Here is a 21,791-nt window from a genome sequence, read left to right on the forward strand (position 1 = left end):
GCAATATTCATTCAGTTTCCGGCACTCACTCTGCAGGCAGCGAAAGCCCAGTCGGCTCGGGCTGAATACGTGCGGCCCACAACACGCCGCCCACCAGCAAGCCAATGCCCAGCAGCGTCAGCGGCTCGGGCCACTGGCCGCGCAGCAAAAAGGCGTACAGCAAGGCCGATAACGTCTCGAACACGATCAACTGCCCCACGGTGGCAGTGGGTAGGCGCTGACTGGCTTCGTTCCAGCACAGCGTACCCAGCCAGGAGGCAAACAAACCCATGGCCACCATCAGGCCGACGAACAGCGCCGGGCGCGGGCCAAACGGCAGGGCAAAAGCCAGGTCGCTGCTGTAAGCGTAGCCGCCAAACCCCAGGTAGCCCAGCGCCGCCAGCGGCAGCGTGGCCAGACCCTGCGCCGTGGCCCAGGTGCGCGGGCTGCGGTTGGGGTGGCCACGCAGCCAGTCGGCATTACGCAGCGGATACCAGGTCCAGCACAGCACAGCCCCGGCGGCCAGTATGGCCCCCATGGCATAGGCCCAGGTGTCGGCCTGCGGGTTCTGGCGCAGGGCTTGTAATTCCACCTGGTTGACGCAGGCAATGCCCAGCGCGATCAGCATCAAGGACGGGGCCAGCTGCCGCCAGGGCAGGCGGCCATCACGCTGATGGTTGCGCAGGTTGGCGCTGATGCCAATCACCACCGGCAATGTGCCGATCATCATGGTCGGCAGCGGCCCACCGGCACGCTGGATGGCGCTGGACAGGCACAGGTAATACAGCAGGTTGCCCACCGCGGCGAGCTTGAGTGCCTCCAGCCAGTCGGCGCGGCTGAGCTTGGCCAGCTCACGCCGATCCAGCCAGCCCATGGGCAGTGCAATCAGCCCGAACGCCAGGTAGCGCCCCACCGTCTGCAACACCGCCGGGTACTCCGGCAACAACAGCGGCCCGACAAACACCAGCCCCCACATCAATCCCGCCGCCAGCGCAAAAAACACACCTGTCCACATGCAAGCTTTCCAATCAAACGAAGGCGCAAATTCTAGGAAGCGGTGCGGGGTGCGGTCTTGTACCAGATTGCGCTTTTGAAGCTATTTCAGGCCAAGCTGCTGCTGATAACGCGCCGGTGTCACACCATAGCGCCGGGCAAAGGCTCTGGTCAGGTGGGCCTGGTCGGTCAGGCCGGTGCTGGCGGCCACCATGGCCGGGGCCTGGCCGGCGGCCAGCAGGCGCTTGGCCTCGAACAGGCGCACCGCCATCAGCATTTGCTGTGGGGTGACGTGGTGCTGGGCCTGAAACTGGCGCAAAAAGTGAAACGGGCTCAGGCCCGCGACCCCGGCCAGATCGTTCAGCGTCAGGCGCTGCTCATAGTGGGCGTGCAGGTAGTCCAGCACGGGCTCAAAACGCATGCGCTTGTCGGTGGGGCGCGGCTTGTCCACCCGCGCGTGGGGGCGGATTTCGACCACCAGGCTGTGCAACAGGCTGTCAAAGGCCAGCGGCTCATCGGCTTGCCAAAGGGCTTCCAGCAACTGTGACACACGCTGGGCTTGCGCCTGGCTGTTGCTCACCACCGCGTCGGTGAACCACCAGACGGGTTCCCCGGTCAGGTCGGCCAGCACGGCGGGGTCGATGTAGAGCATGCGGTAGCGCCAGCCCCCTGCGGTTTCGGCTCGGCCGGTGTGCAATTCGTCGGGGTTCATCAGCACCAGCGAGTTGGGCGGTGCCAGGTGGTCTGCACCGCCGTAGCGAAAGCGCTCCACCCCCGACGCGATAGCCCCCAGTCCAAAGGCCTCGTGGGTGTGTGGCTCAAAGGCGTGGTGCACGATGTGCGCCTTGTACAGCTCAACCCCGGGTCGACTCGGTACGCGGCGAAATTGCGCCCGGTCCAGCGGCACGTGGAACACCTCGGGGGTGTCTGTATTTGGTGCTTGCAAGAGGGTGGCAGGCATGGGGCGTGACACGGCTTCAGGACGACAAATCCAGACAACGCGCCCACCGGGTGGCTTCACCCAGGTCTTCATGGCTGATCAGCACCCAGCACACCTCGGCAGCCTGGGCTTGCGCAGCCAGCACGCCGCGCAGGTAGTCCAGCGAGGCGGTATCCAGCGCGTTGAACGGTTCATCCAGCAGGCGCACCGGCGTGCCGGCGGCCAGGGCTGCGCTGATCCAGACCTTGCGCTGCGTGCCGCTGGACAAGGCGCGTAGCGGTGAGGCCAGGTGCGGCTCCAGCCCGAAAGCCTGCAGGTGCTGGCGCAGCGCAGCCTCATCCAGCCGGGGGTAGAGCCCGCGCATGAAGCCCCAGTACTCGGGGGCGCTGAGGTGCTCAAACGCCATCGCATCCGGGCCGCACCAGAACACCTGGCGGCGGTAGTCCAGCGGGGTGCTGTGCAGATCAAACCCGGCTGCTTTGAGGCTGCCGTGACGCGCGGGCAAGGCCCCGGCCAGCAGCTTGAGCAGGGTCGATTTGCCGCTGCCGTTGCGCCCCTGCACCCAGGTCAGGCCAGCGCTGAAGGTGCCCGACCAGCCGCTGAACACGGCTTGGGTGGGGTAACTGAAATGCAGGGATTGAACTTGCAGCATGTTTGTCGGTTCCTTGGGCATCATGCAAACACTTCGGAGGCCAGCGCCAGCAACACCACCAGCGTCAGCACCCAGCGCACCGTCTGATTTTGGCTCTGAGCCTGGGCTGTGACGGACTCTGCGGTTGGGCTCAGTTGCCAGGCATGGCCCAGCAAGCTGGCCAGCAGGTACAAGCCTGCCACCGTGGGGTGAATCGGCCGGGCACTGAGCCACCACGCCAAGGGCAAGGCGCACAGCCCCAGCCCCAGCGGCAGCAAACCCAGGCCGCGGCGTACCCACAACAGGCGCTGCGGGCGCAAGGGCAGCGGCGCACAGGCAGCGTGCAACGGGGCCAGCTCACGCCCAATCAAGGCATGCAGGCGACTGCTGCCCGCCATGCTGACCAGACTCCACAAGAACAGGCAGCACAAAGCCCCGTCCACCCCCGCCAGTTGCCAGTGCGCACGGGCGATCATCAGCTCCAAGCCCAGCAGCACCAGGGTCAGCCCCACCAGCCAACGCCCGCTGCGTTGCGCCGGGCCGCGCAGCAGCGGCCAGAGCACCAAGGGCCAAGCCGGGTGCTGGCGGCGCGACAGCGTGTTCACTGCGAACGAGGCCGACAAGGCGCGTGGTTGACGTAGAGCCCGTTGCACCGGGTGGCGCAGGTGGTACAGCATGCCCATGCCCATTGCGTGTGACAAAGCCATGGACAAGGCCAGCATCAGCAGCGCCGTGCCCTTGACCTCTTGCAGCCAGGCGGGCGGCGGCATCAGCCAGGTGGCCGCACCGGCGACATAGATCACGAACAAAGGCAGCAAGGCCAGCGCCACCACGATGGCATCGCTGCCCAGGCGCTCGCGCTGCGTCAGCGGCAGGGCCTGCTCAGCCTGCGCCCACGACACCGGCCACAGCACCGGGCGCAGCGCCAGCACCACCCCGGCACCCACCAGCGCGTGTAACCCCGCCGCCAGCAAGTCCTGCCCCAGCCCCTGGCTGGCCGCATGAAACAAACCCAGCACCGACCAGGCCACCATGGCGGCCATGGAGGTACTGGCCCCCGCGCTGAATGCCCCCAGCAACACCAGCCCGATCATCAAGACCACCAGCCATTGCCGCAACAAACGCCACAAGGCGGCACCGCACCATTGCAGGCGGATGTGGTGGTAGCTCAGCGGGGGGAAGGAAACAGCGACGGTCATGGCATGGGGAGGGTGAAAAACTCTGCGCATTATCTTTGGCAGAGTCAATCCCCCAAAGGGGAGATGCATAAAAACTATGTTTTTGATAGCTGCTTGCGCTTATTTCATAAGCACCAGAGGCCAAAAAGCATCTAATTCTCAACAGCATCAAACAAGCGCCGCATCTTGATTGACGAATCTGCTGGCATGCAGACCCACCCGCTGCTAACCTGCGGGCATGACTTCACCACCCCAAACACCTCCCAGCCAGACCAGTTCGGGACACCAGCGGCTGCTGGATGCGGCCAAACGCTGTTTCCTGGCCGACGACTACCACCAGGTCAGCACTCGGCGCATTGCCGAGCTGGCGCAGGTCAACGTCTCAATGATCCGCTACTACTTCGGCAGCAAAGAGGGGCTGTACGAAGAGATGATCCGTGCCACGCTCAACCCTCTGCTGGAGGTGCTGGACGGCGAGATGCTGGCCACACCTGAGGGCTTGACCGACTACCTGCGCCTGTACTACCAGACCATGCTGGCCGCGCCCGAGTTTCCGGTGCTGATCGTGCGGGTGCTGGCCTTGAAACACGGCCCGGGTCGGCGTTTTGTGCAGCAACTGCTGGAGCGAGGCCGCACCCGTGGCACCCAGCGGGTTGATGAGCTGAAGCAGCGCGGGCTGGCCGGGCCAGAGCTTGACCCCGACGTGCTGCGCATGGCCTTCGTCAGCCTGGCCATGACCCCCATGCTGCTAAAAAACGTGTTTGAGGAGCAGATGGAGCGCCCGATGGATGCCGACTTTCTGAACCGCCTGGCCAGCTTCAACGGCCAGATGATGGCCGCCGGACTGGCGGCACTGGCCCACCCTCCAACCCACGCCAAGGACACCTTATGAGCCTGCAACGCCGCCCCCTGGTCGCCCGCGCCTTTGCGCTGCTGGCGAAGTTCTCCAACGCCATGCAGGCTTGGCCCAACCGCATGACCCCACCGGCCTTTCGCCTGCTGCAAATCGGTTCGGCCTTCTGGCAGTCGCGCGTGTTGGCGGTGGCAGCCCGGCTGGACCTGGCCACGGTGTTGGGTGATGCCACCTTGCCCGCCACCGATCTGGCCGCCCAGGTGGGGGCTGACCCGCACGCCCTGCGCCGCTTGCTGCGCATGCTGGCGGCCATGGGGGTATTTGACGAAGTGACCCCCGGCTGCTATCGCAACAACGCACTGTCCAACGCCTTGCGCACCGACAAACCCGGCAGCGTGCGGGCCATGGTGTTGATGCACAACTCCCCCGAGATGAGCCGCCCCTGGTTTGAGCAGTTGGAGCAAGGCATTCGCAGCGGCGACGTACCGTTTCGGCTGCAGCACGGGCAGGAGCTGTTTGACTACATGGACAGCCATGCCGAATTCGATGCCCTGTTCGCTCAGGCCATGGACCAGGTCGAGGCGCTCACCGGTGACAGCTTTGCCACCGAGTTTGACTGGCGGGCGTTCGAGCGCATCATCGACGTGGGAGGCTCCAAGGGAGCCAAGTCGATGGCGATTCTGAAGCGCCACCCACACCTGCACGCTGTGGTGGTGGACCGGGCGCAAACCGTTGGGCATGCCGCCGAGTTCTGGCGCACCCAGCCCGGTGCCGACACCGCCCATGCCCTGGCGCGCATGCGTTTTGAGGTGGGTGACGTGCTGGCTGACGTGCCCGCCGCCGCCAGCCCCAAGGATGCCTACCTGCTCAGCGCGGTGTTGCACGGCTTTGACGACGACACCAGCGTGCAAGCCCTGCGCACCGTGGCCCGCGCGGCGGCGGCCCAGAACGCCCGCATCGTGCTGCTGGAGCTGGTCATGCCGGATCACCACGCCGATCTGGCCAGCGCCTCGTTTGACATGCAGATGCTGATGGGTACGCGCGGCCGCGAACGCACCGGCAGCGAGTGGGAGGCGGTGTTTGCACGGGCCGGTGTGCGGCTTGAAGAGGTGGTGCACCTGGCTTCGTTTGGCAAGTTGTTGGTATTGCGGGCAACTCAGACTGGCTGACAAGCGCCGGGGGGCGACAATCCAGCCCCATCCCTCAACCTGCCCCTTCGCATGAAACCACCTCCAAGACTGCAATCCCTGATCGAAGAAGGGCTGATCGACAGCGTGGTGCGCCAGCTGATGAGCGGCAAGGAAGCCATGGTGTTTGTGGTGCGCTGCGGCGATGACACGCGCTGCGCCAAGATTTACAAAGAAGCCAACAACCGCAGTTTTCGCCAGGCGGTGGACTACACCGAAAACCGCAAGGTCAAAAACTCGCGCTCGGCCCGTGCCATGGCCAAAGGCAGCAAATTTGGCCGCCAGGAACAAGAAGCCGCGTGGCAAAGCGCCGAGGTCGATGCGCTCTACCGCCTGGCCGCTGCCGGTGTGCGCGTGCCGCAGCCCTACAACTTTCACGACGGTGTGCTGCTGATGGAGCTGGTGACCGATGCCCACGGCGATGCCGCCCCGCGCTTGAACGATGTCGCCTTCACCCCCGCGCAGGCGCTGGCCCACCACGCCACCCTGATCGCCGAGGTGGTGCGTATGCTGTGTGCGGGCGTGGTGCACGGGGATTTGTCAGAGTTCAACATCCTGCTGGCCCACACCCCAGGCGCGGACGGGGCCGAGGGCGTGGATGAGCCGGTCATCATCGACCTGCCCCAGGCGGTGGATGCGGCGGGCAACAACCACGCCCAGCGCATGCTGCTGCGCGACGTAGCCAACCTGCGCGACTTCTTTGGCCAGTTTGCGCCCGCCCTGCTGCGCACCGACTACGGCCCCGAAATCTGGAGCCTGTACCACAGCGGCCTGCTGAGCAACGACAGCGTGTTGACCGGCCACTTTGAACGCGCCCAGGCCAGCGTGGACATGCAGGCGGTGTTGCGCGAGATTGACGATGCCCGGGCCGAAGACGCAGCGCGGCGTTTGCGTATGCAAATGGGTGGGTGAGCGGTTTTCCTGCCAATCGCCCTATCAGGCTACAGGCCGCGCAACACCCCCACCCATTGCCACAGGGCAAACCCTGCCAGCAGCGCACCCGACACATGATTGATCCGCCTGCGCCACACCGCGGTGAAGCGCTTGCGCCCATAAGCTACCACCGTGGACAAGATCAACCACCACAAGGCCGAGCCCACCAGCACCCCGGCGATCATGGGAAGCGGTGAAACACTCTGAATCCCACCCCCGGCCATGGCAGCAAACACCGCCACGAACGACAAAATGGTGGCCGGGTTGGACAAGGTCAGGGCAAAGGTGCCGGCAAAGCAGCGCAGCAAATCGGCACGGCTGGGCAGTGGTGCAGCCTGTTCTGCCAAAGGCTGGGAAAAAGTACGCCACGCCATCCACAACAACATGGCACCGCCACCGAGCGCAAAACCGGTGCGGGCCGCCACCAGCCAGTTGATCACCTGCGTCACGCCAAAAGCCCCGATGGCCCCGTACACCGCATCGGCGCACGCGGCCCCCAGTCCGGTGGCCAGCCCGGCGCTACGGCCCTGATCCAGGGTGCGCTGGATGGTGAGCAGGCCAATCGGGCCGACCGGTGCGGCGATCAGCAGCCCGATCAGCAGCGCCTGGAAGAAAAGCGAAAGTGTTGGGTGGGTCATGCCAGAATGTTAAAGAGGCTGGCGCAAAAAACGAATGGCAAAATTCAGGCAGATGGGCAAAATGGCAAGAATCATTCAGGTCAAACAAGCATTTCACAGAAATCCCCATGATTCAACTCGATGACAAGGCCTGGAGCCTGATCAAAGCCCTGCAAACCGATGGCCGCCAACCCCTGAAAGCTCTGGCGCAAGCCGCCAATCTGTCGCTGCCGGCCACCGCTGAGCGGCTCAAACGGCTGGAAGAGGCTGGCGTGATCAGCGGCGTACATGCCGAAGTGTCTGCGGCGGCGGTGGGCTACGGCGTGCGGGCCATCATTGGCATCAACGTGCCGCAGCCCGGCAAACGCCAGCTGATCGACAAACTCATACAGATGCCCGAGGTGCTGGAGTGCCATCACGTGAGTGGTGCCGACTCCTACCTGATGACCGTGGTGGCCACGGATCTGCAGCATCTGGAGGCCTTGATTGCCAGCATCAACGTCTATGGCGAAACCCGTACCTCCATCGTGTTCTCCACCCCGCTGCCGCGCCGTGGGGTGTCTCAAATTGCTCCTTAATTTGTAGCTTTTAACGCTTATTTCAAAGGGGCTCAAGCAGTTATTTGATGCTCAAACACAAAATAACGAGGCTAAGCGCAACACCCGATTCATTTGTTCAAGATCAAACTTTGTGCAATTACAGCCGAGATGGATATTGACATGGCTCGGCGACAGGCGCTTAATGAAGTCGTAGCAAGTCCTCTTTGAAATTGATTGCATGCATGCCTTCCCTGTATCGGGGTGTACGTCCATCGCAGTCCGCCGTGTTCACACGGCATTCGGAGCGGCTTGCTACTTTGCGTTGTAGCAACTCTTTTTGAACTCCCTATGGTGTTGTTCAATCAACATCAACTTCATTCGCCTGAGATGGCTCACAGTTTGAATACCGAGACCGTGTGGACCAGTTCTTGTGCCTGCGAGCTCAGACTGTCTGCCGCCGCCGACATTTCTTGCACCAGTGCCGCATTTTGCTGGGTCACCTGATCCATCTGTTTGATGGCTTCGACCACTTGTGCGACACCATTACTTTGCTGGTCGCTGGCGCTGCTGATCTCGTCCATGATGTTGGTCACACGCTGAATGCTGTTGACAACGTCCTTCATGGTCGCCCCGGCCTTGTCCACGAGCAGGGTGCCTTGTGCCACCCGATCCACGCTGGTACCGATCAAAGTCTTGATTTCCTTGGCCGCTTGGGCCGAGCGCCCTGCCAGTGATCTCACCTCGGTAGCCACCACGGCAAAACCCCGCCCCTGTTCTCCGGCGCGTGCCGCTTCTACGGCTGCGTTGAGTGCCAGAATATTCGTCTGAAAGGCAATTCCATCAATAACGCTGATGATCTCCGAGATGCGGTGAGAAGACTCGTTGATTCCTTTCATGGTCTGTACAACCTGCGACACCACATCACCCCCCTGCGTGGCAATGAGTGATGCACTGTGCGCCAGCTGATTGGCCTGACGTGCGCTGGCCGCGTTTTGCTTGACCGTTGCGTCCAGCTCTTCCATGGACGAGGCCGTCTGCTCAAGTGCGCTGGCCTGATGTTCGGTGCGGGCCGATAAATCACTGTTGCCGTGTGCAATGTCAACGCTGGCTGTGGCAACGCCCTCCGAGCCCCGACGCACTTTTTCAACCACGCTGACCAGGCTTTCCTGCATCAGTTTGAGCTGAACCATCATGCTTTGACCGTCGCCGGGCTGGATGGGAATGGTCTTGCTTAAATCACCTTTGGCAACGTCCTGGGCCAAACGTGTCACATCCGTGGGTTCACCCCCCAGTTGGCGCAAGGATCGACGCACGATGGTACCAATGACGAAATAAAGAAGTATTTGCAAAACACCCATCGCCACCCACATCATGGCCTGAACCTTCTTGACATCAGAGAAGTGCTGGGTGACATCCAACTTAATGCTGATCGCCCCCAGCACGTCACCTTCATTGACCGCATGGCATTCAAGGCATTTGGAGGCACGGTACTCCTTGTGGGCCACAGAGGGAATCACGGCTCTCAGTGAAACTGCACCATCGGGCTCATGGGTAAACCTGAATTCGGTTTTTCCACTGGTCAGGACTCTACGGTCCAGATCGTCTGTGGCTTGTTCCGAAGGGAGGCCGTTGCCATATTCGTCATTGACACCTTTGCCCCGGATGACCCGCACATCCTTGAGATTGTCCGACACACCCAACCGGCTGATAAACAGCGCCCGTGCCTGCTTGTCGCTGATGACATCCTTGCCCGCCACATTCACATCCATCAAGGTGTTTAAACCGTTGATGACACCGTCTGCGACAGCAATGGCACGCTCGTGCGCGGCATCCAACTCCATACGCTCCAGTTTGTCACTCAACCATAGCTGCGCAATAAGCAAAATCACCAGCAGAAATCCTTGAATGAGAATTCGCAGCTTGAACTGCAACCCCAACTCACGCCACCCATTTTGAATATTACGCATGCGTCTGCCTTGTTAGATACACAGCCGGCCACGGCATGTGACGGCTCAACGCTTGACTATATGTCGATGCCGGGAAAGTCAACAAACGCCTGGGTCATTTACAGGGTTAACCCTTGGTCACGTTATGATGCACTGCACAATTTTTACTCCAGTGAACTGGAGGGTTGGCAATAACCAGCGGAGTTTTTCATGCGTTCGTATTTCGTTGCGGCGACACAACCCAATGTCGGCCTCACTTCGGTGTCACTCGGCCTGTTGCGGGCACTTCAAAGGCGCGGGCTGAAGGTCGGATTTGTCAAACCAGTGACCAAGCGCACACCAGACACCGAACCGTCTGTTCTGTTTGCACGCAACATCTGCAAGGTCACCAACACCCCCGACCCATTACCCATAAGTTTGGTGACACAGTACGTCACCAGTGGCAGAACCGATGAATTGCTCGAAGATATTGTCAGCCTGGCCATGTCCGCCACTGAAGGTGCCGATGTACTGGTGATTGAAGGTATGCAGGCCGACCCCAGCAGAGCGTTCATTCCGCGCTTGTCAGGTGATATCGCCAGAAGTTTGCAGGCAGACGTGGTGTTGGTGGCCAGCGGGGCAGATGCGGAGGGTATCGCCCAGACCAATTACCTGATTGCCCAGGTTCGACAAGCCGGGCGCAACGTGGTGGGGGTCATCTTTAATCGGGCGGCCGCCGACTTCGACAAGGCAGCGGTGACCGAGCAACTTGAAGGTGTTCCGATCTGGGGTGTCATCGAAAACAATCCGGAGCTGTCCGCACCACGCACCATCGACATTGCCCGCCATATGGGTGCCGAGGTGATGATTGAAGGCCAGATTACAACCCGCCGCGTGCGGGATACGGTGCTGGCGGCCCGCTCGGTCACTGAAGTGATTGCACGTCTCAAACCAGGTGCGCTGGTAATCAGTGCGGGTGACCGCGACGACATCATTCTGGCCACCGCACTGGCGGAAAGCAACGGCATCGAGCTGGCGGGTCTGGTGCTGACCCATCACAGCTTCATCAGTCCACGGATCGAGCGTTTTGGTTCACGCGCCTTCCATGGTGGTTTGCCCGTGTTGCGCACCGATGGTGACAGTTATGAAACCGCCTCGCGCATCAGCCGCTTGCCACTCGCTGTGCCGCATGACGATTTGAGCCGGATGGATACCGTGATCGACAACATGGCCGAGCAAATTGATGGGGACGCGATCTGCGCAGGTCTGGAACATGCTGCATCCACCCACATGTCGCCTCCAGCCTTCCGTTACCAGTTGATCCAGAAAGCTCGGGCGGCCAACAAGCGCATCGTGTTGCCAGAAGGCGATGAACCACGCACCATGCGTGCGGCAGTGATCTGCACCCAAAAGGGTATTGCCCGTTGTGTGCTGCTAGGTAACCGAAAGGTGATCCTGTCGGTGGCTGAATCACTGGGGATCGAATTACCGCCGGGGCTTGAAATTCTTGAACCCAATCAGATTGCCGAACGCTATGTCGCACCGATGGTGGAACTGCGCAAAAGCAAAGGCATGACCTCAGGACAAGCCCTGAACGCCCTGGAAGACACCGTGGTACTGGGCACCATGATGCTGGCGGTTGACGAGGTTGATGGGCTGGTCAGCGGCGCGGTGCACACCACGGCCAGCACCGTGCGCCCGGCACTGCAATTGATCAAGACCGCACCGGGTTCAACGATTGTTTCGTCCTGTTTCTTCATGCTCATGCCTGAGCAAGTACTGGTCTACGCCGATTGCGCGGTCAACCCTGACCCAACGGCCAAAGAGTTGGCCGAGATCGCCAAGCAGAGCGCAGACAGTGCACTGTCCTTCGGCATCGACCCCAAAGTGGCGATGATCAGCTACAGCACGGGTGTCTCTGGTTCGGGTGACGATGTTGAAAAAGTACGCGCCGCCACCAAACTGGCCCGCGACCAATGGCCCGAGCTGGTGATTGACGGCCCCATGCAGTATGACGCAGCAACCGTGCGTGAGGTTGCTGCACAAAAGGCCCCAGGCAGTGCCGTGGCGGGCCAGGCCACCGTCTTTGTGTTCCCGGATCTCAATACGGGCAATACCACCTACAAGGCCGTCCAGCGTTCGGCCAATGTGGTGTCGGTGGGGCCCATGCTGCAAGGCTTGCGCAAGCCTGTGAATGATCTGTCGCGCGGTGCCTTGGTGGACGATATTGTGTTTACCATCGCTTTGACCGCCATCCAAGCGGAGGCGATGGCACAAGCTTCTGCCGCCAATCCGTAACCAGGTCAACGTTCGTCAAAACTCACGCTGACCACTTCACTGGTGGGGCGCGACTGGCAACTCAATACAAAACCCTTGTCGGTCTCCCAGGCTTCCAGGCCAAAATTTTTGTCCATCACCACGCTGCCTGCCATGACCTTGCAGCGGCAGGTGGCACACACCCCGCCTTTGCAGGAAAACGGCAAATCCAAGCCGGCGGCCATCGCCACGTCCAGCACATGTTCATCCGGGGCCATGTGCAGCGCGTGTGATTTGCCATCCAGCACCACGGTCAACGCCACCTGGCCTCCAGCGGGCAGCTTCAAATGCGTCACCGCTGCCTGGCGGGCTTCGGGAGTCAGCGCCTCCAGTGTGGGTGAGGTAAATCGTTCGGTATGCACCTGTTTGGCGGGTACACCCGCCTCCAGCAAGGCCTTTTCAGTGACCTCGATCATGGCCTCGGGGCCGCAGATGAACACCTCGTCCATACTGCCCACGGGGAGCAGTGCGTTGATGATGGCACGCACCTTGTCGCCGTCGATGCGCCCCTGCATCAGGTCAGCTTCCTGGGCCTGGCGCGACAGGATGTGGATCAGCGTCAGGCGACCGGCAAAACGGTCTTTCAGGTCTTGCAGGGCTTCGTTGAACATCACACTGGCCATACTCCGGTTGCCATAAACCAGTGTGAATTTGGAGTCGGGCTGGTCTTCCAGCGTGCTGGCCATGATCGACAGAATCGGTGTGATGCCTGAGCCCGCCGCAAAACCCACCCGGTGCAGCGCACGCGGACGTTTGGAGACAAACCGACCATCGGGCGGCAGCACCGCCAGCAGGTCCCCGGCCTTGAGCTGAGTGGCAGCCCAGTTGGAGAACACCCCACCTTCCATCGGGCGGATGCCCACCACCAGTTCACGGTGCTTTTTCAGGTGGCTGTGGGTGCAGCAGATCGAATAACTGCGGCGCACGTCAGCGCCATCGATCTTGCTGCGCAGGGTCAGGTACTGACCGGGCTGGAAGTCAAAACTCTCCAGCAGGTCATCGGGCACGCTCAGGGCAACGGCCACCGAGCCAGCCGCCTCCGGGCTGATGCGGGCCACGCGCAAATCGTGAAAACGGGGGGATGTAGACATGATGGCTTAATAAGGTTTGAAGTAATCAAAAGGTTCCAGGCAACTCAGGCAACGGTACAGCGCCTTGCAGGCGGTCGAGCCAAAGTGCGAAGTTTCGGTCGTATTTTCTGAGCCACACTGGGGACAAAGCACCGTCATGGTTGCGTCAGCAGCTACTTTTTTGGAAGCAAACTGGATCACGTTGGCCGCCGCTGTGCCACAGCCACTGGGGTGGGGTGGGGCAATGCCATAGGCGCGTAATTTCTCACGCCCCTCTGCCGTCATCCAGTCGGTTGACCAGGCCGGGGCAATCTGGGTCAACACCCGGGCCGCCACACCTGCCTGTGACAAGGCATTCACCACGTCATCTTCCATCTGGCTCATGGCCGGGCAGCCGCTGTAGGTCGGGGTGATCACCACCTCCAGCCCGGTGGCGGTCTGGCGCACGACACGCAAGATGCCCATTTCGCGCAGGTTCACCACCGGAATCTCGGGGTCGGCCACCGACTCCAGCAAGTTCCAGATGGCATAAAACGGCTCATTGGGCTGCTTCTTGGCAATCGGGCCGTCCGGCAGACGCAGCAGGCTTGGGGTGGCATCCACTTGCATGGTGTTTACCAGACCGCTTCAGGATGGGCGCGTGCCAGGCTCTGCATTTCCGCCAGCACAAAGCCCAGATGCTCGGAATGTATGCCGGTTTTGCCGGTGGTGACAAACCCGCCTGCGGCCGGGCGCTTGAGGGTGGCCTGTACCAGAGCCTCGTCAACCAAGGTATTCCAGTCCGCCTGAAGTGTCCGGTTATCCACCCCCATGCCCGTCTTGACCACCGCGGTTTCCATCACGCTTGGCGTGAAGAACTCCTGGGTGTAAGGCATCAAATGATTGATGGCGGCTTGCATCCGGGCGTGGGATTCGTCGGTGCCATCCCCCAGGCGCACCAGCCAGTCACGCGCATGGCGCAAGTGGTATTGGGTTTCCTTGAGCGACTTGGAGGCAATTGCCGCCAGTTGTGCATCGGCCGAACTCTTGAGTGCGTCCCATACCAGCACCATCAAGGCGCTGTAGAGAAAATTGCGGCCAATCGTCACCGCGTAATCCCGGTCACCACTGCTGGTGGGGGTCAGCGCAGTGCTGTGTGGCAGCTCCAGCAGGGTGTAGTTCTTGAAGTCCGGCACATCACGAAAATAGGCCAGCAAGTCTTCGCTGGTCTTGCCGTCCTTGCGCACTGTGGCCACATGCTGGTAAAGCAGGCGGGCCTGACCAATCAGATCCAGACTGTTGTTGGCCAGCGCCAGGTCTTCTTCAATGACCGGGCCGTGACCACACCATTGGGCGTTGCGCTGCCCCAGGATGACGGCGTTGTCCGCCAGATGCAGCAGGTAGTCTTGAAAATAGGCGGCCATTACATGTGCCCCACTTCTTCAGGAATGTCATAAAAGGTGGGGTGGCGGTAGATCTTGTCTGCGGCTGGCTCAAACATCGAATCTTTGTCTTCCGGTGCACTTGCGGCAATACTCTTGGACGGCACCACCCAGATGCTCACACCCTCCTGCCGGCGGGTGTAGACATCACGTGCCATTTGCAGCGCGTGCTGGGCATCACTTGCGTGCAGGCTGCCGCAGTGCTTGTGCTCCAGTCCCTGTTTGCTGCGGACAAATACTTCCCAGAGGGGCCAATCTTTGAGTGCGGGCGTTGCGGTGTTCATGCTGCTTCCTTGGTGGGTTGGGGTTGATGTTTTTGGGCGTGGGCCAGGGCCGCATCACGCACCCACTGGCCATCGTTGTGGGCTTTGACACGGGTGGCCAGGCGTTCGTGGTTACACGGGCCGTTGCCGTTCACCGTGGCCCAGAATTCGTCCCAGTCGATCTCGCCATGGTCGTAATGCTGGCGCTCTTCGTTCCATTTGAGCTTGGGGTCGGGCAGGGTCACCCCCAGCACGTTGGCTTGTGGCACGGTGGCATCGATGAACTTCTGGCGCAAATCGTCGTTGCTGATGCGTTTGATACCCCAGCGCATGGCTTGTTCGCTGTGGGGGCTGTTGGCATCGGGCGGGCCAAACATGGCCAGGCATTTCCACCAGAAGCGGTTCACCGAATCCTGCACCATGGCACGCTGCTCAGCCGTGCCTTGCATCATGACCAACAGGGCTTCATAACCCTGGCGCTGGTGGAAGGATTCCTCCTTGCAGACGCGGATCATGGCGCGTGCATACGGGCCATAACTGCAACGGCACAGCGGAATCTGGTTCATGATGGCCGCACCATCCACCAACCAGCCAATCGTGCCCACATCGGCCCAGTTGAGCGTGGGGTAGTTAAAGATCGAGCTGTACTTGGCTTTGCCACTGTGCAGGTCGGCCAACAGCTGGTCGCGCCCAACCCCCAGCGTCTCGGCGGCGCTGTACAGGTACAGGCCGTGGCCCCCTTCGTCTTGCACCTTGGCAATCAGAATCGCCTTGCGTTTCAGGCTCGGTGCGCGGCTGATCCAGTTGCCTTCGGGCAGCATGCCCACAATTTCGCTGTGGGCGTGCTGGCTGATCTGGCGCACCAGGGTTTTGCGGTAGGCCTCGGGCATCCAGTCCTGCGGTTCGATCTTGCCGTCAGCATCGATCCGGGCATCAAACCTTGCCTGAAATTCGGGGTTTTCCAGAGACCGTGTCTTGGGTGCCGGTGCTTGTTCCGGGGTCTCCTGTACGTTGAACGATTGGGTGTACATGAGTTGGACTCCTGTTTTGAAAAATCAAATGAACTTACCTTCAAACATGGTCTGCCTTTTATTTCACCAGCGTCCAGTCGCCACCCTTAATCTCCAGCATCTTGAAGGCCGACAAGTCCAGACCCATGTGGTCGGTGGCCGACATATTGACCAAACCGCCGGTGCCCACAAAACCTTTGGTGGCTTCAATGGCATCACGCACCTTGGCCTTGTCAGTGCCGCCGGCACGTTTGATGGCATCCACCGCCAGAATCAAACCGTCATAGGCATGGCCACCAAAGGTAGACACATCGGTTTTCCACTTGGCGTTGAAGGCTTTGGCGTAGCCTTCGGCCACCGGTTTTTGCGGGTCATTGGCGGCCAGCTTGTCTGACACCAGCAAGGCCGCAGCAGGCAAGCGCACACCTTCGGCAGCGGGGCCTGCGAGTTTGATGAACTCTTCAGAGGCCACACCGTGCGCGTGGTACAGCGGCAGCGTCATGCCGAGCTGCTTGTAATTTTTGGTGGCGATGGCCGGACCCTGACCCAGACCAAAAATGAACACCGCCTGCACGCCGGGCACGTTGCGGATCTTGGTGAGCTGCGGGCTCATGTCGGTGTCTTTGGGGCCGTAGGTTTCATTGGCCACCAGCGTGATGCCGTACTTGGCGGCCACACCTTCGGTTTCCTTCTTGCCGGATTGACCAAAACCGCTGGTTTCTGAAAACAGGGCCACTTTGGACAGACCGCGATGTTTCATGTCTTCAAACACCTTCTCTGCCGCCATGCGGTCGGTGTGCGGGGTTTTGAACACCCACTTTTTGACCGGCTCCACAATCACCACGGCACCGGCCAGCGAGATGAAGGGCACACCGGCTTTTTCTACCAGGGGGGCCATCGACATGGTGGAGCCGGTGGTGGTGCCGCCCACGATGATGTCAACCTTGTCATCGTCAATCAGGCGTTTGCCAAAGCCGTTGGCCTTGCCCGCATCACTGCCGTCGTCATAGTGCACCAGTTCCAGCTGGCGACCGATCACCCCGCCTTTTTTGTTGATGTCTTCCACGTACATCTGCAAGGTCTTGAGTTCGGGGTCACCCAAAAATGCAGCCGGGCCGGTGACCGACAAGACCGAGCCGATCTTGATCGTATCAGCCGCCATCGCGGCCAGTGTGCCAAAGGCCAATGCAGTACCCATCGCCAGTTTTTTCATTGTGAATTTCATGTTGTTGTCTCCTACAGGGTTAATGAATCAAACACGCTCTATCACCAGGGCAATCCCTTGCCCTACACCAATACACATCGTGCAAAGCGCATAACGCCCGCCACGCCGTGCCAGTTCGACCATGGCGGTGGTCACCAGGCGAGCACCACTCATGCCCAGCGGATGCCCCAGCGCAATCGCGCCGCCATTGGGGTTGACCCTTTCCTCGTCATCTTTGAGACCCAGGTCACGCAGCACCGCCAGACTCTGCGCTGCAAAGGCCTCGTTGAGCTCAATCACATCCATCTGATCCAGCGTCAGCCCGGCCTTGGCCAGCACTTTGCGCACGGCCGGGGCCGGACCAAACCCCATGATGCGGGGAGCCACACCGGCGCTGGCCATGGCCACCACGCGGGCACGTGGTGTCAGCCCGTTGGCGCGGGCGCTGGCCTCGCTGGCCAACAGCAGCGCACAAGCGCCATCGTTGACCCCCGAGGCATTGCCCGCCGTCACGCTCAGATCGGGGCCGTTGACCCCCTTGAGTTTGGCCAGCATGGCCAGCGTGGTTTCGGGGCGGGGGTGCTCGTCGGTGTCCACCACCAGCGGCTCGCCTTTTTTACGCGCAATCCGCACAGGAATCAGCTCGTTGGCAAAACGCCCGGCGGCCTGTGCGGCAGCCCAGCGTTGCTGCGAGCGCAGTGCAAAGGCATCCTGATCGGCACGTGAAATGTTGAATTCAGCCGCCACGTTGTCCGCTGTTTCTGGCATCGAATGGGTGTCGTACAGCTCTTTCATCAGCGGGTTGGGAAAACGCCAGCCAATCGTGGTGTCATAGATGGCCGCGCTGCGTGACCAGGCGCTTTCGGCCTTGGCCATGACAAAGGGTGCGCGCGACATACTTTCCACCCCACCGGCAATCATCAGCTCGGTTTCACCCGACTTGATGGCACGTGCCGCCATGCCGACGCAGTCCAGCGACGAGCCGCACAGGCGGTTCACGGTGGTGCCCGGCACTTCTACCGGCAGGCCCGCCAGCAGACCCGCCATACGCGCCACATTGCGGTTGTCTTCACCGGCCTGGTTGGCACAACCCAAAATGATGTCGTCCACACTGGCCCAATGGACCTGCGGGTTGCGCGCCATCAGGGCTTTGAGCGGGATGGCGGCCAGGTCGTCGGCGCGCACACCTGCCAGGGCCCCACCGTAGCGGCCAATCGGGGTTCGGATGGCATCACAAATAAAGGCTTCAGTCATACGTTGCGTGACAAGTCACGTCCTGTAATATCAAAAAAAGAGCTACTCACGCTTACCTGATAAGCGCTAGAGCCCTAAAAAGCTTATAAAACTGTGGCCAACAAGCTCACAGCTGCTTGGGCCGCTCGTCAATCACCCGGCGTGCTTTGCCGGTGAGCGTGCGTGGAATCGCCTCGGGTTCCAACACACTGACCCGGGTGGTGATACCAATGATGGTTTTGATGTGGTGTTGCAACTCTTTGGCGATCAGGGCCACCTCTGCAGGAGACAGTTGCGCTGCTTCGCGTTGCAACTCGCAGCGCACTTCCACGTTGTCCAGATGCCCGTCGCGGCTGAGCTGAATCTGGTAATTGCCCGAGAGTCGCTTGTCGCGCAGGATCTGCTCTTCAATCTGGGTCGGGAACACATTCACCCCCCGCACGATCAGCATGTCGTCCGAGCGGCCGGTGATCTTGCCCATGCGCCGGAACGCGCGCGCGGTGGGTGGCAGCAGGCGCGTCAGGTCACGGGTACGGTAACGAATCACCGGAAACGCCTGTTTGGTGAGTGAGGTGAACACCAGTTCACCATCTTCCCCGTCAGCCACCACCTCGCCGGTATCCGGGTTGATGATTTCGGGGTAAAAATGGTCTTCCCAGATCACCGGGCCGTCTTTCGACTCGATACATTCACAGGCCACGCCCGGGCCCATGACTTCGGTCAGGCCGTAAATGTCAATCGCATCAATGCCCAGTTTGCGCTCGATCTCAGCACGCATGCCTTCACCCCAGGGCTCCGCGCCAAAGATGCCGATCTTGAGCGAGATCTGGTCGGGCTTGATGCCTTGACGCTCAAACTCTTCGGCAATCACCAGCGAGTAACTGGGGGTGACCATGATGATCTTCGGCTGGAAATCCACAATTTGCTGTACCTGTTTTTCCGTCTGGCCACCCGACATCGGCACCACCGTACAGCCCAGGCGCTCGGCCCCGTAGTGCGCCCCCAGGCCGCCAGTGAACATGCCGTAGCCATAGGCGTTGTGCAACATGTCACCGGCCCTGCCACCGGCGGCGCGGATCGAGCGCGCCATCAGATGCGCCCAGTTCTCAATGTCCTGGTGGGTGTAGCCCACCACAATCGATTTGCCGGTGGTGCCGCTGGAGGCATGTAACCGCGCCACCTGGTTTTGCGGCACGGCAAACAGGCCAAACGGGTAGTGGTCGCGCAACGCGGTCTTGGTCATGAACGGAAACTTGGCCAGGTCAGCCAGCGTCTTCAGGTCGCTTGGGTGTACCCCTTTGGCATCAAAAGCAGCTTTGTGAAACGGCACGTTGTCATAGGCGTGTTGCAGCGACCACTTCAAGCGCTGCAATTGCAGGGCCGAGATTTCGTCCCGGCTGGCCGTTTCAATGGCCTCAAGTTCACCGGGTTGGGGGGGTTTGGCGGTCATGTAGGTCTCCTCATGCTCTGGTTTTTTGGGGGGTGTCTATCGGGTGTTCTGCGCAATGGTGCTCAGGTCGCGGCATCGGTCTGCTGCAGGCCCGCAATCACTTCACCCTTGACGCGGTAACTTTTGCCGCGAAACAGCGCCACTGTTTTGCCCATGCGGGTACGCACCGTGATGTCGTACACGCCGGTTCGACCGGACAGGGAGCGCTCTACCGCCTCGGCTTCGAGCACATCACCTTCGCGGGCTGGGGCCAGAAAGTCGATGTTGCAGCTGGAGGCCACCGTGTTCTGGTTGTAGCTGTTGCAGGCATAGGCAAAAGCACTGTCGGCCAGGATAAACATGAAGCCACCGTGGCAGATGTGGTGGCCGTTCACCATGTCACCCCGCACCGGCATGGCCAGCATGGCATAACCGGGCTTGACGCTGAGGATTTGCATGCCCAGACCCTGGGTAGCACGGTCGCGCGACCACATGGCCTGTGTCACGGCATCGGCCATGGCCTGGGGATCGGTGAGGTGTTCAGTCATAAAAAAGCCTTTGCTGCATAAACATGGTGTTGAATCAGGGGAGAGGTGCGGTAACGGTCTTCGCCATAGGTTTGTGCCAGATGGGTCAGCACCGTGCTGAGTTGGTCGATGCCGATGGCACGAGCCCAGGCCAGCGGGCCACAGGGGCAATTGACACCCAGGCGCATGGCGGTGTCTACCGCAGCGGCATCACACACCCCCTGGTTGACCGCATCGAAGGCTTCATTGGCCAGCATGGCCACGGTACGCATGACGATCAGGCCGGGAATGTCCTGCAACGGCGACACGGCAAAACCGGCGGCTTGCAGCAAGCCGATGGCGTGATCGGCGGCAGTGGGGTCACACTGGGCCGCCACGCTGACCGCCAGCCGGGTGGCTTGGGCATAGTCCAGCGCCAAATCGATCAGCACGGTGTGGGGTGTTTGGGTGTCAAAGGCGCAGCGGGTGGCGCTGCGGCCATCGGTGACGCGCACAGTGGCATCACCCGCGCGGGCCAGCGTGTCGCCCATGGCGGCAACCTGGGTGAAGCGAACACCACGGGTTTGCAGGCGTGTGGCCAGGGCCTGTGCAGCCGCAGACTGGCCATACACCACGATGTCATCGGGCTGGTCGAGTGCGGGTGCGGTGACCGGCAGTGGTTTCAGCGCACTGTCCTGGTAGCTGTAAAAACCACGGCCAGACTTCTTGCCGAGAAAACCAGCATCGACCAGATCCTGCTGGGTCAGCGAGGGCAAAAAGCGCGGGGCGTTGAAGAACGCGCGCCACACCGATTGGGTCACGGCAAAGTTGACGTCGTGGCCAATCATGTCCATCAGCTCAAACGGCCCCATGCGAAAACCACCGGCTTCGCGGCAGCAGGCATCGAGCGTGGCGCAGTCGGCACCCCCTTCATGGAGCACACGCAAGGCTTCGGCGTAATACGGACGCGCCACCCGGTTGACGATAAAGCCAGGGGTGGACTTGGCGTGTACCGGGGTCTTGCCCCAAGCCGCCGCCGTGGCAAACAAGGTGGTGGCCACCGCCAGCTCGGTGGCCAGGCCGGACACCACCTCCACCAGCGCCATCAGCGGCGCCGGGTTGAAGAAATGCAGCCCGGCCAGACGTTGTGGGTTTTTGAGCGCTGCGCCAATGGCGGTGATGGAAATGGACGAGGTGTTGCTGGCCAGAATGCAGGCCTCAGACACCACCGCTTCCAGGTCTTTGAACAGGGCTTGTTTGACCTGCAAATTTTCCACAATGGCTTCCACCACCAGGCCCGCGTCAAACAGGTCAGCCAGGTGTTCGGCCGCCTGCAGGCGCGCACCCGCAGCCTGGGCCGCTTCCAAGCTGAGCTTGCCTTTGGCCGCCATTTTTTCAAACTGGGCACAGATACCGTCGATGGCCTGGACGGCAGCACCGGGGCGGTTATCCAGCAGCTTGACCGTGTGCCCGGCGGCAGCGGCCACCTGGGCAATACCGGCCCCCATGGCACCGGCACCTATGACGGCAACCACGGTGTGTGTGGCAAGCGCTTGGGTCATGG

At 61.2% G+C, this 21,791-nt stretch carries 21 protein-coding genes; 5 read left to right on the forward strand and 16 right to left on the reverse strand.

All coding sequences use genetic code 11. The annotated features are described in order from the left end of the window. Window positions 1–25 precede the first annotated feature (25 nt). From LDN84_RS22035 to LDN84_RS22050, 4 genes are all read right to left on the reverse strand, one after another. Window positions 26–994 (reverse strand): DMT family transporter, encoded by a 969-nt coding sequence (locus tag LDN84_RS22035; protein ID WP_223906009.1) that lies wholly within the window; start codon window positions 992–994, stop codon window positions 26–28. Window positions 995–1,075: 81 nt separating this feature from the next. Continuing rightward, entirely contained in the window at window positions 1,076–1,933 is an 858-nt protein-coding gene (locus LDN84_RS22040; protein ID WP_223913248.1) for an AraC family transcriptional regulator, read from the reverse strand. A 16-nt stretch (window positions 1,934–1,949) separates the two neighbouring features. Then, window positions 1,950–2,564, reverse strand: coding sequence for an ABC transporter ATP-binding protein (locus LDN84_RS22045; RefSeq protein ID WP_223906011.1), 615 nt, complete (start codon window positions 2,562–2,564; stop codon window positions 1,950–1,952). Between the two features lie 20 nt (window positions 2,565–2,584). Continuing rightward, the gene (locus LDN84_RS22050; protein WP_223906013.1) at window positions 2,585–3,742 is read right to left on the reverse strand and encodes a hypothetical protein; all 1,158 of its coding nucleotides are present in this window, start codon (window positions 3,740–3,742) and stop codon (window positions 2,585–2,587) included. A 217-nt stretch (window positions 3,743–3,959) separates the two neighbouring features. On the opposite strand from LDN84_RS22050, the gene LDN84_RS22055 reads away from it, so the two are divergent. From LDN84_RS22055 to LDN84_RS22065, 3 genes are read left to right on the forward strand one after another with little or no spacing between them, the layout of a single operon-like run. After that, window positions 3,960–4,613 (forward strand): TetR/AcrR family transcriptional regulator, encoded by a 654-nt coding sequence (locus LDN84_RS22055; protein ID WP_223906015.1) that lies wholly within the window; start codon window positions 3,960–3,962, stop codon window positions 4,611–4,613. Continuing rightward, entirely contained in the window at window positions 4,610–5,743 is a 1,134-nt protein-coding gene (locus tag LDN84_RS22060) for a methyltransferase (RefSeq protein ID WP_223906017.1), read from the forward strand. Before LDN84_RS22055 ends, LDN84_RS22060 begins: the two co-directional genes overlap by 4 nt. Before the next feature lie 51 nt (window positions 5,744–5,794). Then, window positions 5,795–6,673 (forward strand): PA4780 family RIO1-like protein kinase, encoded by an 879-nt coding sequence (locus LDN84_RS22065; protein WP_223906019.1) that lies wholly within the window; start codon window positions 5,795–5,797, stop codon window positions 6,671–6,673. Between the two features lie 29 nt (window positions 6,674–6,702). On the opposite strand, the gene LDN84_RS22070 is transcribed toward LDN84_RS22065, so the two are convergent. Beyond that, window positions 6,703–7,332 (reverse strand): LysE family translocator, encoded by a 630-nt coding sequence (locus tag LDN84_RS22070; RefSeq protein WP_223906021.1) that lies wholly within the window; start codon window positions 7,330–7,332, stop codon window positions 6,703–6,705. A gap of 107 nt (window positions 7,333–7,439) precedes the next feature. Between LDN84_RS22070 and LDN84_RS22075 the strand changes: the two genes are divergently transcribed. Then, a complete protein-coding gene (locus LDN84_RS22075) occupies window positions 7,440–7,889 on the forward strand; it encodes an Lrp/AsnC family transcriptional regulator (protein ID WP_223906023.1) in 450 nt (149 codons plus the stop codon). Between the two features lie 353 nt (window positions 7,890–8,242). On the opposite strand, the gene LDN84_RS22080 is transcribed toward LDN84_RS22075, so the two are convergent. Beyond that, window positions 8,243–9,817, reverse strand: a complete 1,575-nt coding sequence (locus LDN84_RS22080; protein WP_223906025.1) for a methyl-accepting chemotaxis protein — start codon at window positions 9,815–9,817, stop codon at window positions 8,243–8,245. 189 nt (window positions 9,818–10,006) lie between these two features. Here LDN84_RS22080 and pta point away from each other — a divergent pair, with 189 nt between their 5' ends. Beyond that, window positions 10,007–12,073, forward strand: a complete 2,067-nt coding sequence (pta, locus tag LDN84_RS22085; RefSeq protein WP_223906027.1) for a phosphate acetyltransferase — start codon at window positions 10,007–10,009, stop codon at window positions 12,071–12,073. 5 nt (window positions 12,074–12,078) lie between these two features. Here pta and LDN84_RS22090 read toward each other — a convergent pair whose 3' ends face one another. The 10 genes from LDN84_RS22090 to paaH form a co-directional block, all read right to left on the reverse strand. Further along, entirely contained in the window at window positions 12,079–13,182 is a 1,104-nt protein-coding gene (locus LDN84_RS22090; protein WP_223906029.1) for a 2Fe-2S iron-sulfur cluster-binding protein, read from the reverse strand. A gap of 6 nt (window positions 13,183–13,188) precedes the next feature. Next, the gene (paaD, locus tag LDN84_RS22095; protein ID WP_223906031.1) at window positions 13,189–13,770 is read right to left on the reverse strand and encodes a 1,2-phenylacetyl-CoA epoxidase subunit PaaD; all 582 of its coding nucleotides are present in this window, start codon (window positions 13,768–13,770) and stop codon (window positions 13,189–13,191) included. A gap of 5 nt (window positions 13,771–13,775) precedes the next feature. After that, complete coding sequence (gene paaC, locus LDN84_RS22100) at window positions 13,776–14,564, reverse strand: 1,2-phenylacetyl-CoA epoxidase subunit PaaC (protein ID WP_223906033.1); 789 nt, start codon at window positions 14,562–14,564, stop codon at window positions 13,776–13,778. After that, window positions 14,564–14,866 (reverse strand): 1,2-phenylacetyl-CoA epoxidase subunit PaaB, encoded by a 303-nt coding sequence (gene paaB, locus LDN84_RS22105; protein ID WP_223906035.1) that lies wholly within the window; start codon window positions 14,864–14,866, stop codon window positions 14,564–14,566. Before paaB ends, paaC begins: the two co-directional genes overlap by 1 nt. Next, window positions 14,863–15,876: a 1,2-phenylacetyl-CoA epoxidase subunit PaaA gene (gene paaA / locus LDN84_RS22110; RefSeq protein WP_223906037.1), complete on the reverse strand. Its 1,014-nt coding sequence runs from the start codon at window positions 15,874–15,876 to the stop codon at window positions 14,863–14,865. The genes paaB and paaA overlap by 4 nt, the downstream gene beginning before the upstream one ends. Before the next feature lie 58 nt (window positions 15,877–15,934). Then, on the reverse strand, window positions 15,935–17,080 hold the full coding sequence (locus tag LDN84_RS22115; protein WP_223906039.1) for an ABC transporter substrate-binding protein: 1,146 nt from the start codon (window positions 17,078–17,080) through the stop codon (window positions 15,935–15,937). Window positions 17,081–17,107: 27 nt separating this feature from the next. Beyond that, the gene (gene pcaF, locus LDN84_RS22120; protein WP_223906041.1) at window positions 17,108–18,313 is read right to left on the reverse strand and encodes a 3-oxoadipyl-CoA thiolase; all 1,206 of its coding nucleotides are present in this window, start codon (window positions 18,311–18,313) and stop codon (window positions 17,108–17,110) included. Window positions 18,314–18,419: 106 nt separating this feature from the next. Further along, on the reverse strand, window positions 18,420–19,742 hold the full coding sequence (paaK, locus tag LDN84_RS22125; RefSeq protein WP_223906043.1) for a phenylacetate--CoA ligase PaaK: 1,323 nt from the start codon (window positions 19,740–19,742) through the stop codon (window positions 18,420–18,422). Window positions 19,743–19,804: 62 nt separating this feature from the next. Then, window positions 19,805–20,269, reverse strand: a complete 465-nt coding sequence (gene paaI / locus LDN84_RS22130; protein ID WP_223906046.1) for a hydroxyphenylacetyl-CoA thioesterase PaaI — start codon at window positions 20,267–20,269, stop codon at window positions 19,805–19,807. Beyond that, entirely contained in the window at window positions 20,266–21,789 is a 1,524-nt protein-coding gene (gene paaH / locus LDN84_RS22135; protein ID WP_223906048.1) for a 3-hydroxyacyl-CoA dehydrogenase PaaH, read from the reverse strand. Before paaH ends, paaI begins: the two co-directional genes overlap by 4 nt. Window positions 21,790–21,791: the final 2 nt, after the last annotated feature.

The organism is Rhodoferax lithotrophicus (assembly GCF_019973615.1).
Taxonomy (GTDB): Bacteria; Pseudomonadota; Gammaproteobacteria; order Burkholderiales; family Burkholderiaceae_C; genus Rhodoferax; species Rhodoferax lithotrophicus.

Bases quoted from the DNA above. Each gene is read 5' to 3' on its own strand.
- LDN84_RS22035 (WP_223906009.1), bottom strand. From the start codon at position 994: ATGTGGACAGGTGTGTTTTTTGCGCTGGCGGCGGGATTGATGTGGGGG.
- LDN84_RS22040 (WP_223913248.1), bottom strand. From the start codon at position 1,933: ATGCCTGCCACCCTCTTGCAAGCACCAAATACAGACACCCCCGAGGTG.
- LDN84_RS22045 (WP_223906011.1), bottom strand. From the start codon at position 2,564: ATGCTGCAAGTTCAATCCCTGCATTTCAGTTACCCCACCCAAGCCGTG.
- LDN84_RS22050 (WP_223906013.1), bottom strand. From the start codon at position 3,742: ATGACCGTCGCTGTTTCCTTCCCCCCGCTGAGCTACCACCACATCCGC.
- LDN84_RS22055 (WP_223906015.1), top strand. From the start codon at position 3,960: ATGACTTCACCACCCCAAACACCTCCCAGCCAGACCAGTTCGGGACAC.
- LDN84_RS22060 (WP_223906017.1), top strand. From the start codon at position 4,610: ATGAGCCTGCAACGCCGCCCCCTGGTCGCCCGCGCCTTTGCGCTGCTG.
- LDN84_RS22065 (WP_223906019.1), top strand. From the start codon at position 5,795: ATGAAACCACCTCCAAGACTGCAATCCCTGATCGAAGAAGGGCTGATC.
- LDN84_RS22070 (WP_223906021.1), bottom strand. From the start codon at position 7,332: ATGACCCACCCAACACTTTCGCTTTTCTTCCAGGCGCTGCTGATCGGG.
- LDN84_RS22075 (WP_223906023.1), top strand. From the start codon at position 7,440: ATGATTCAACTCGATGACAAGGCCTGGAGCCTGATCAAAGCCCTGCAA.
- LDN84_RS22080 (WP_223906025.1), bottom strand. From the start codon at position 9,817: ATGCGTAATATTCAAAATGGGTGGCGTGAGTTGGGGTTGCAGTTCAAG.
- pta (WP_223906027.1), top strand. From the start codon at position 10,007: ATGCGTTCGTATTTCGTTGCGGCGACACAACCCAATGTCGGCCTCACT.
- LDN84_RS22090 (WP_223906029.1), bottom strand. From the start codon at position 13,182: ATGTCTACATCCCCCCGTTTTCACGATTTGCGCGTGGCCCGCATCAGC.
- paaD (WP_223906031.1), bottom strand. From the start codon at position 13,770: ATGCAAGTGGATGCCACCCCAAGCCTGCTGCGTCTGCCGGACGGCCCG.
- paaC (WP_223906033.1), bottom strand. From the start codon at position 14,564: ATGGCCGCCTATTTTCAAGACTACCTGCTGCATCTGGCGGACAACGCC.
- paaB (WP_223906035.1), bottom strand. From the start codon at position 14,866: ATGAACACCGCAACGCCCGCACTCAAAGATTGGCCCCTCTGGGAAGTA.
- paaA (WP_223906037.1), bottom strand. From the start codon at position 15,876: ATGTACACCCAATCGTTCAACGTACAGGAGACCCCGGAACAAGCACCG.
- LDN84_RS22115 (WP_223906039.1), bottom strand. From the start codon at position 17,080: ATGAAATTCACAATGAAAAAACTGGCGATGGGTACTGCATTGGCCTTT.
- pcaF (WP_223906041.1), bottom strand. From the start codon at position 18,313: ATGACTGAAGCCTTTATTTGTGATGCCATCCGAACCCCGATTGGCCGC.
- paaK (WP_223906043.1), bottom strand. From the start codon at position 19,742: ATGACCGCCAAACCCCCCCAACCCGGTGAACTTGAGGCCATTGAAACG.
- paaI (WP_223906046.1), bottom strand. From the start codon at position 20,269: ATGACTGAACACCTCACCGATCCCCAGGCCATGGCCGATGCCGTGACA.
- paaH (WP_223906048.1), bottom strand. From the start codon at position 21,789: ATGACCCAAGCGCTTGCCACACACACCGTGGTTGCCGTCATAGGTGCC.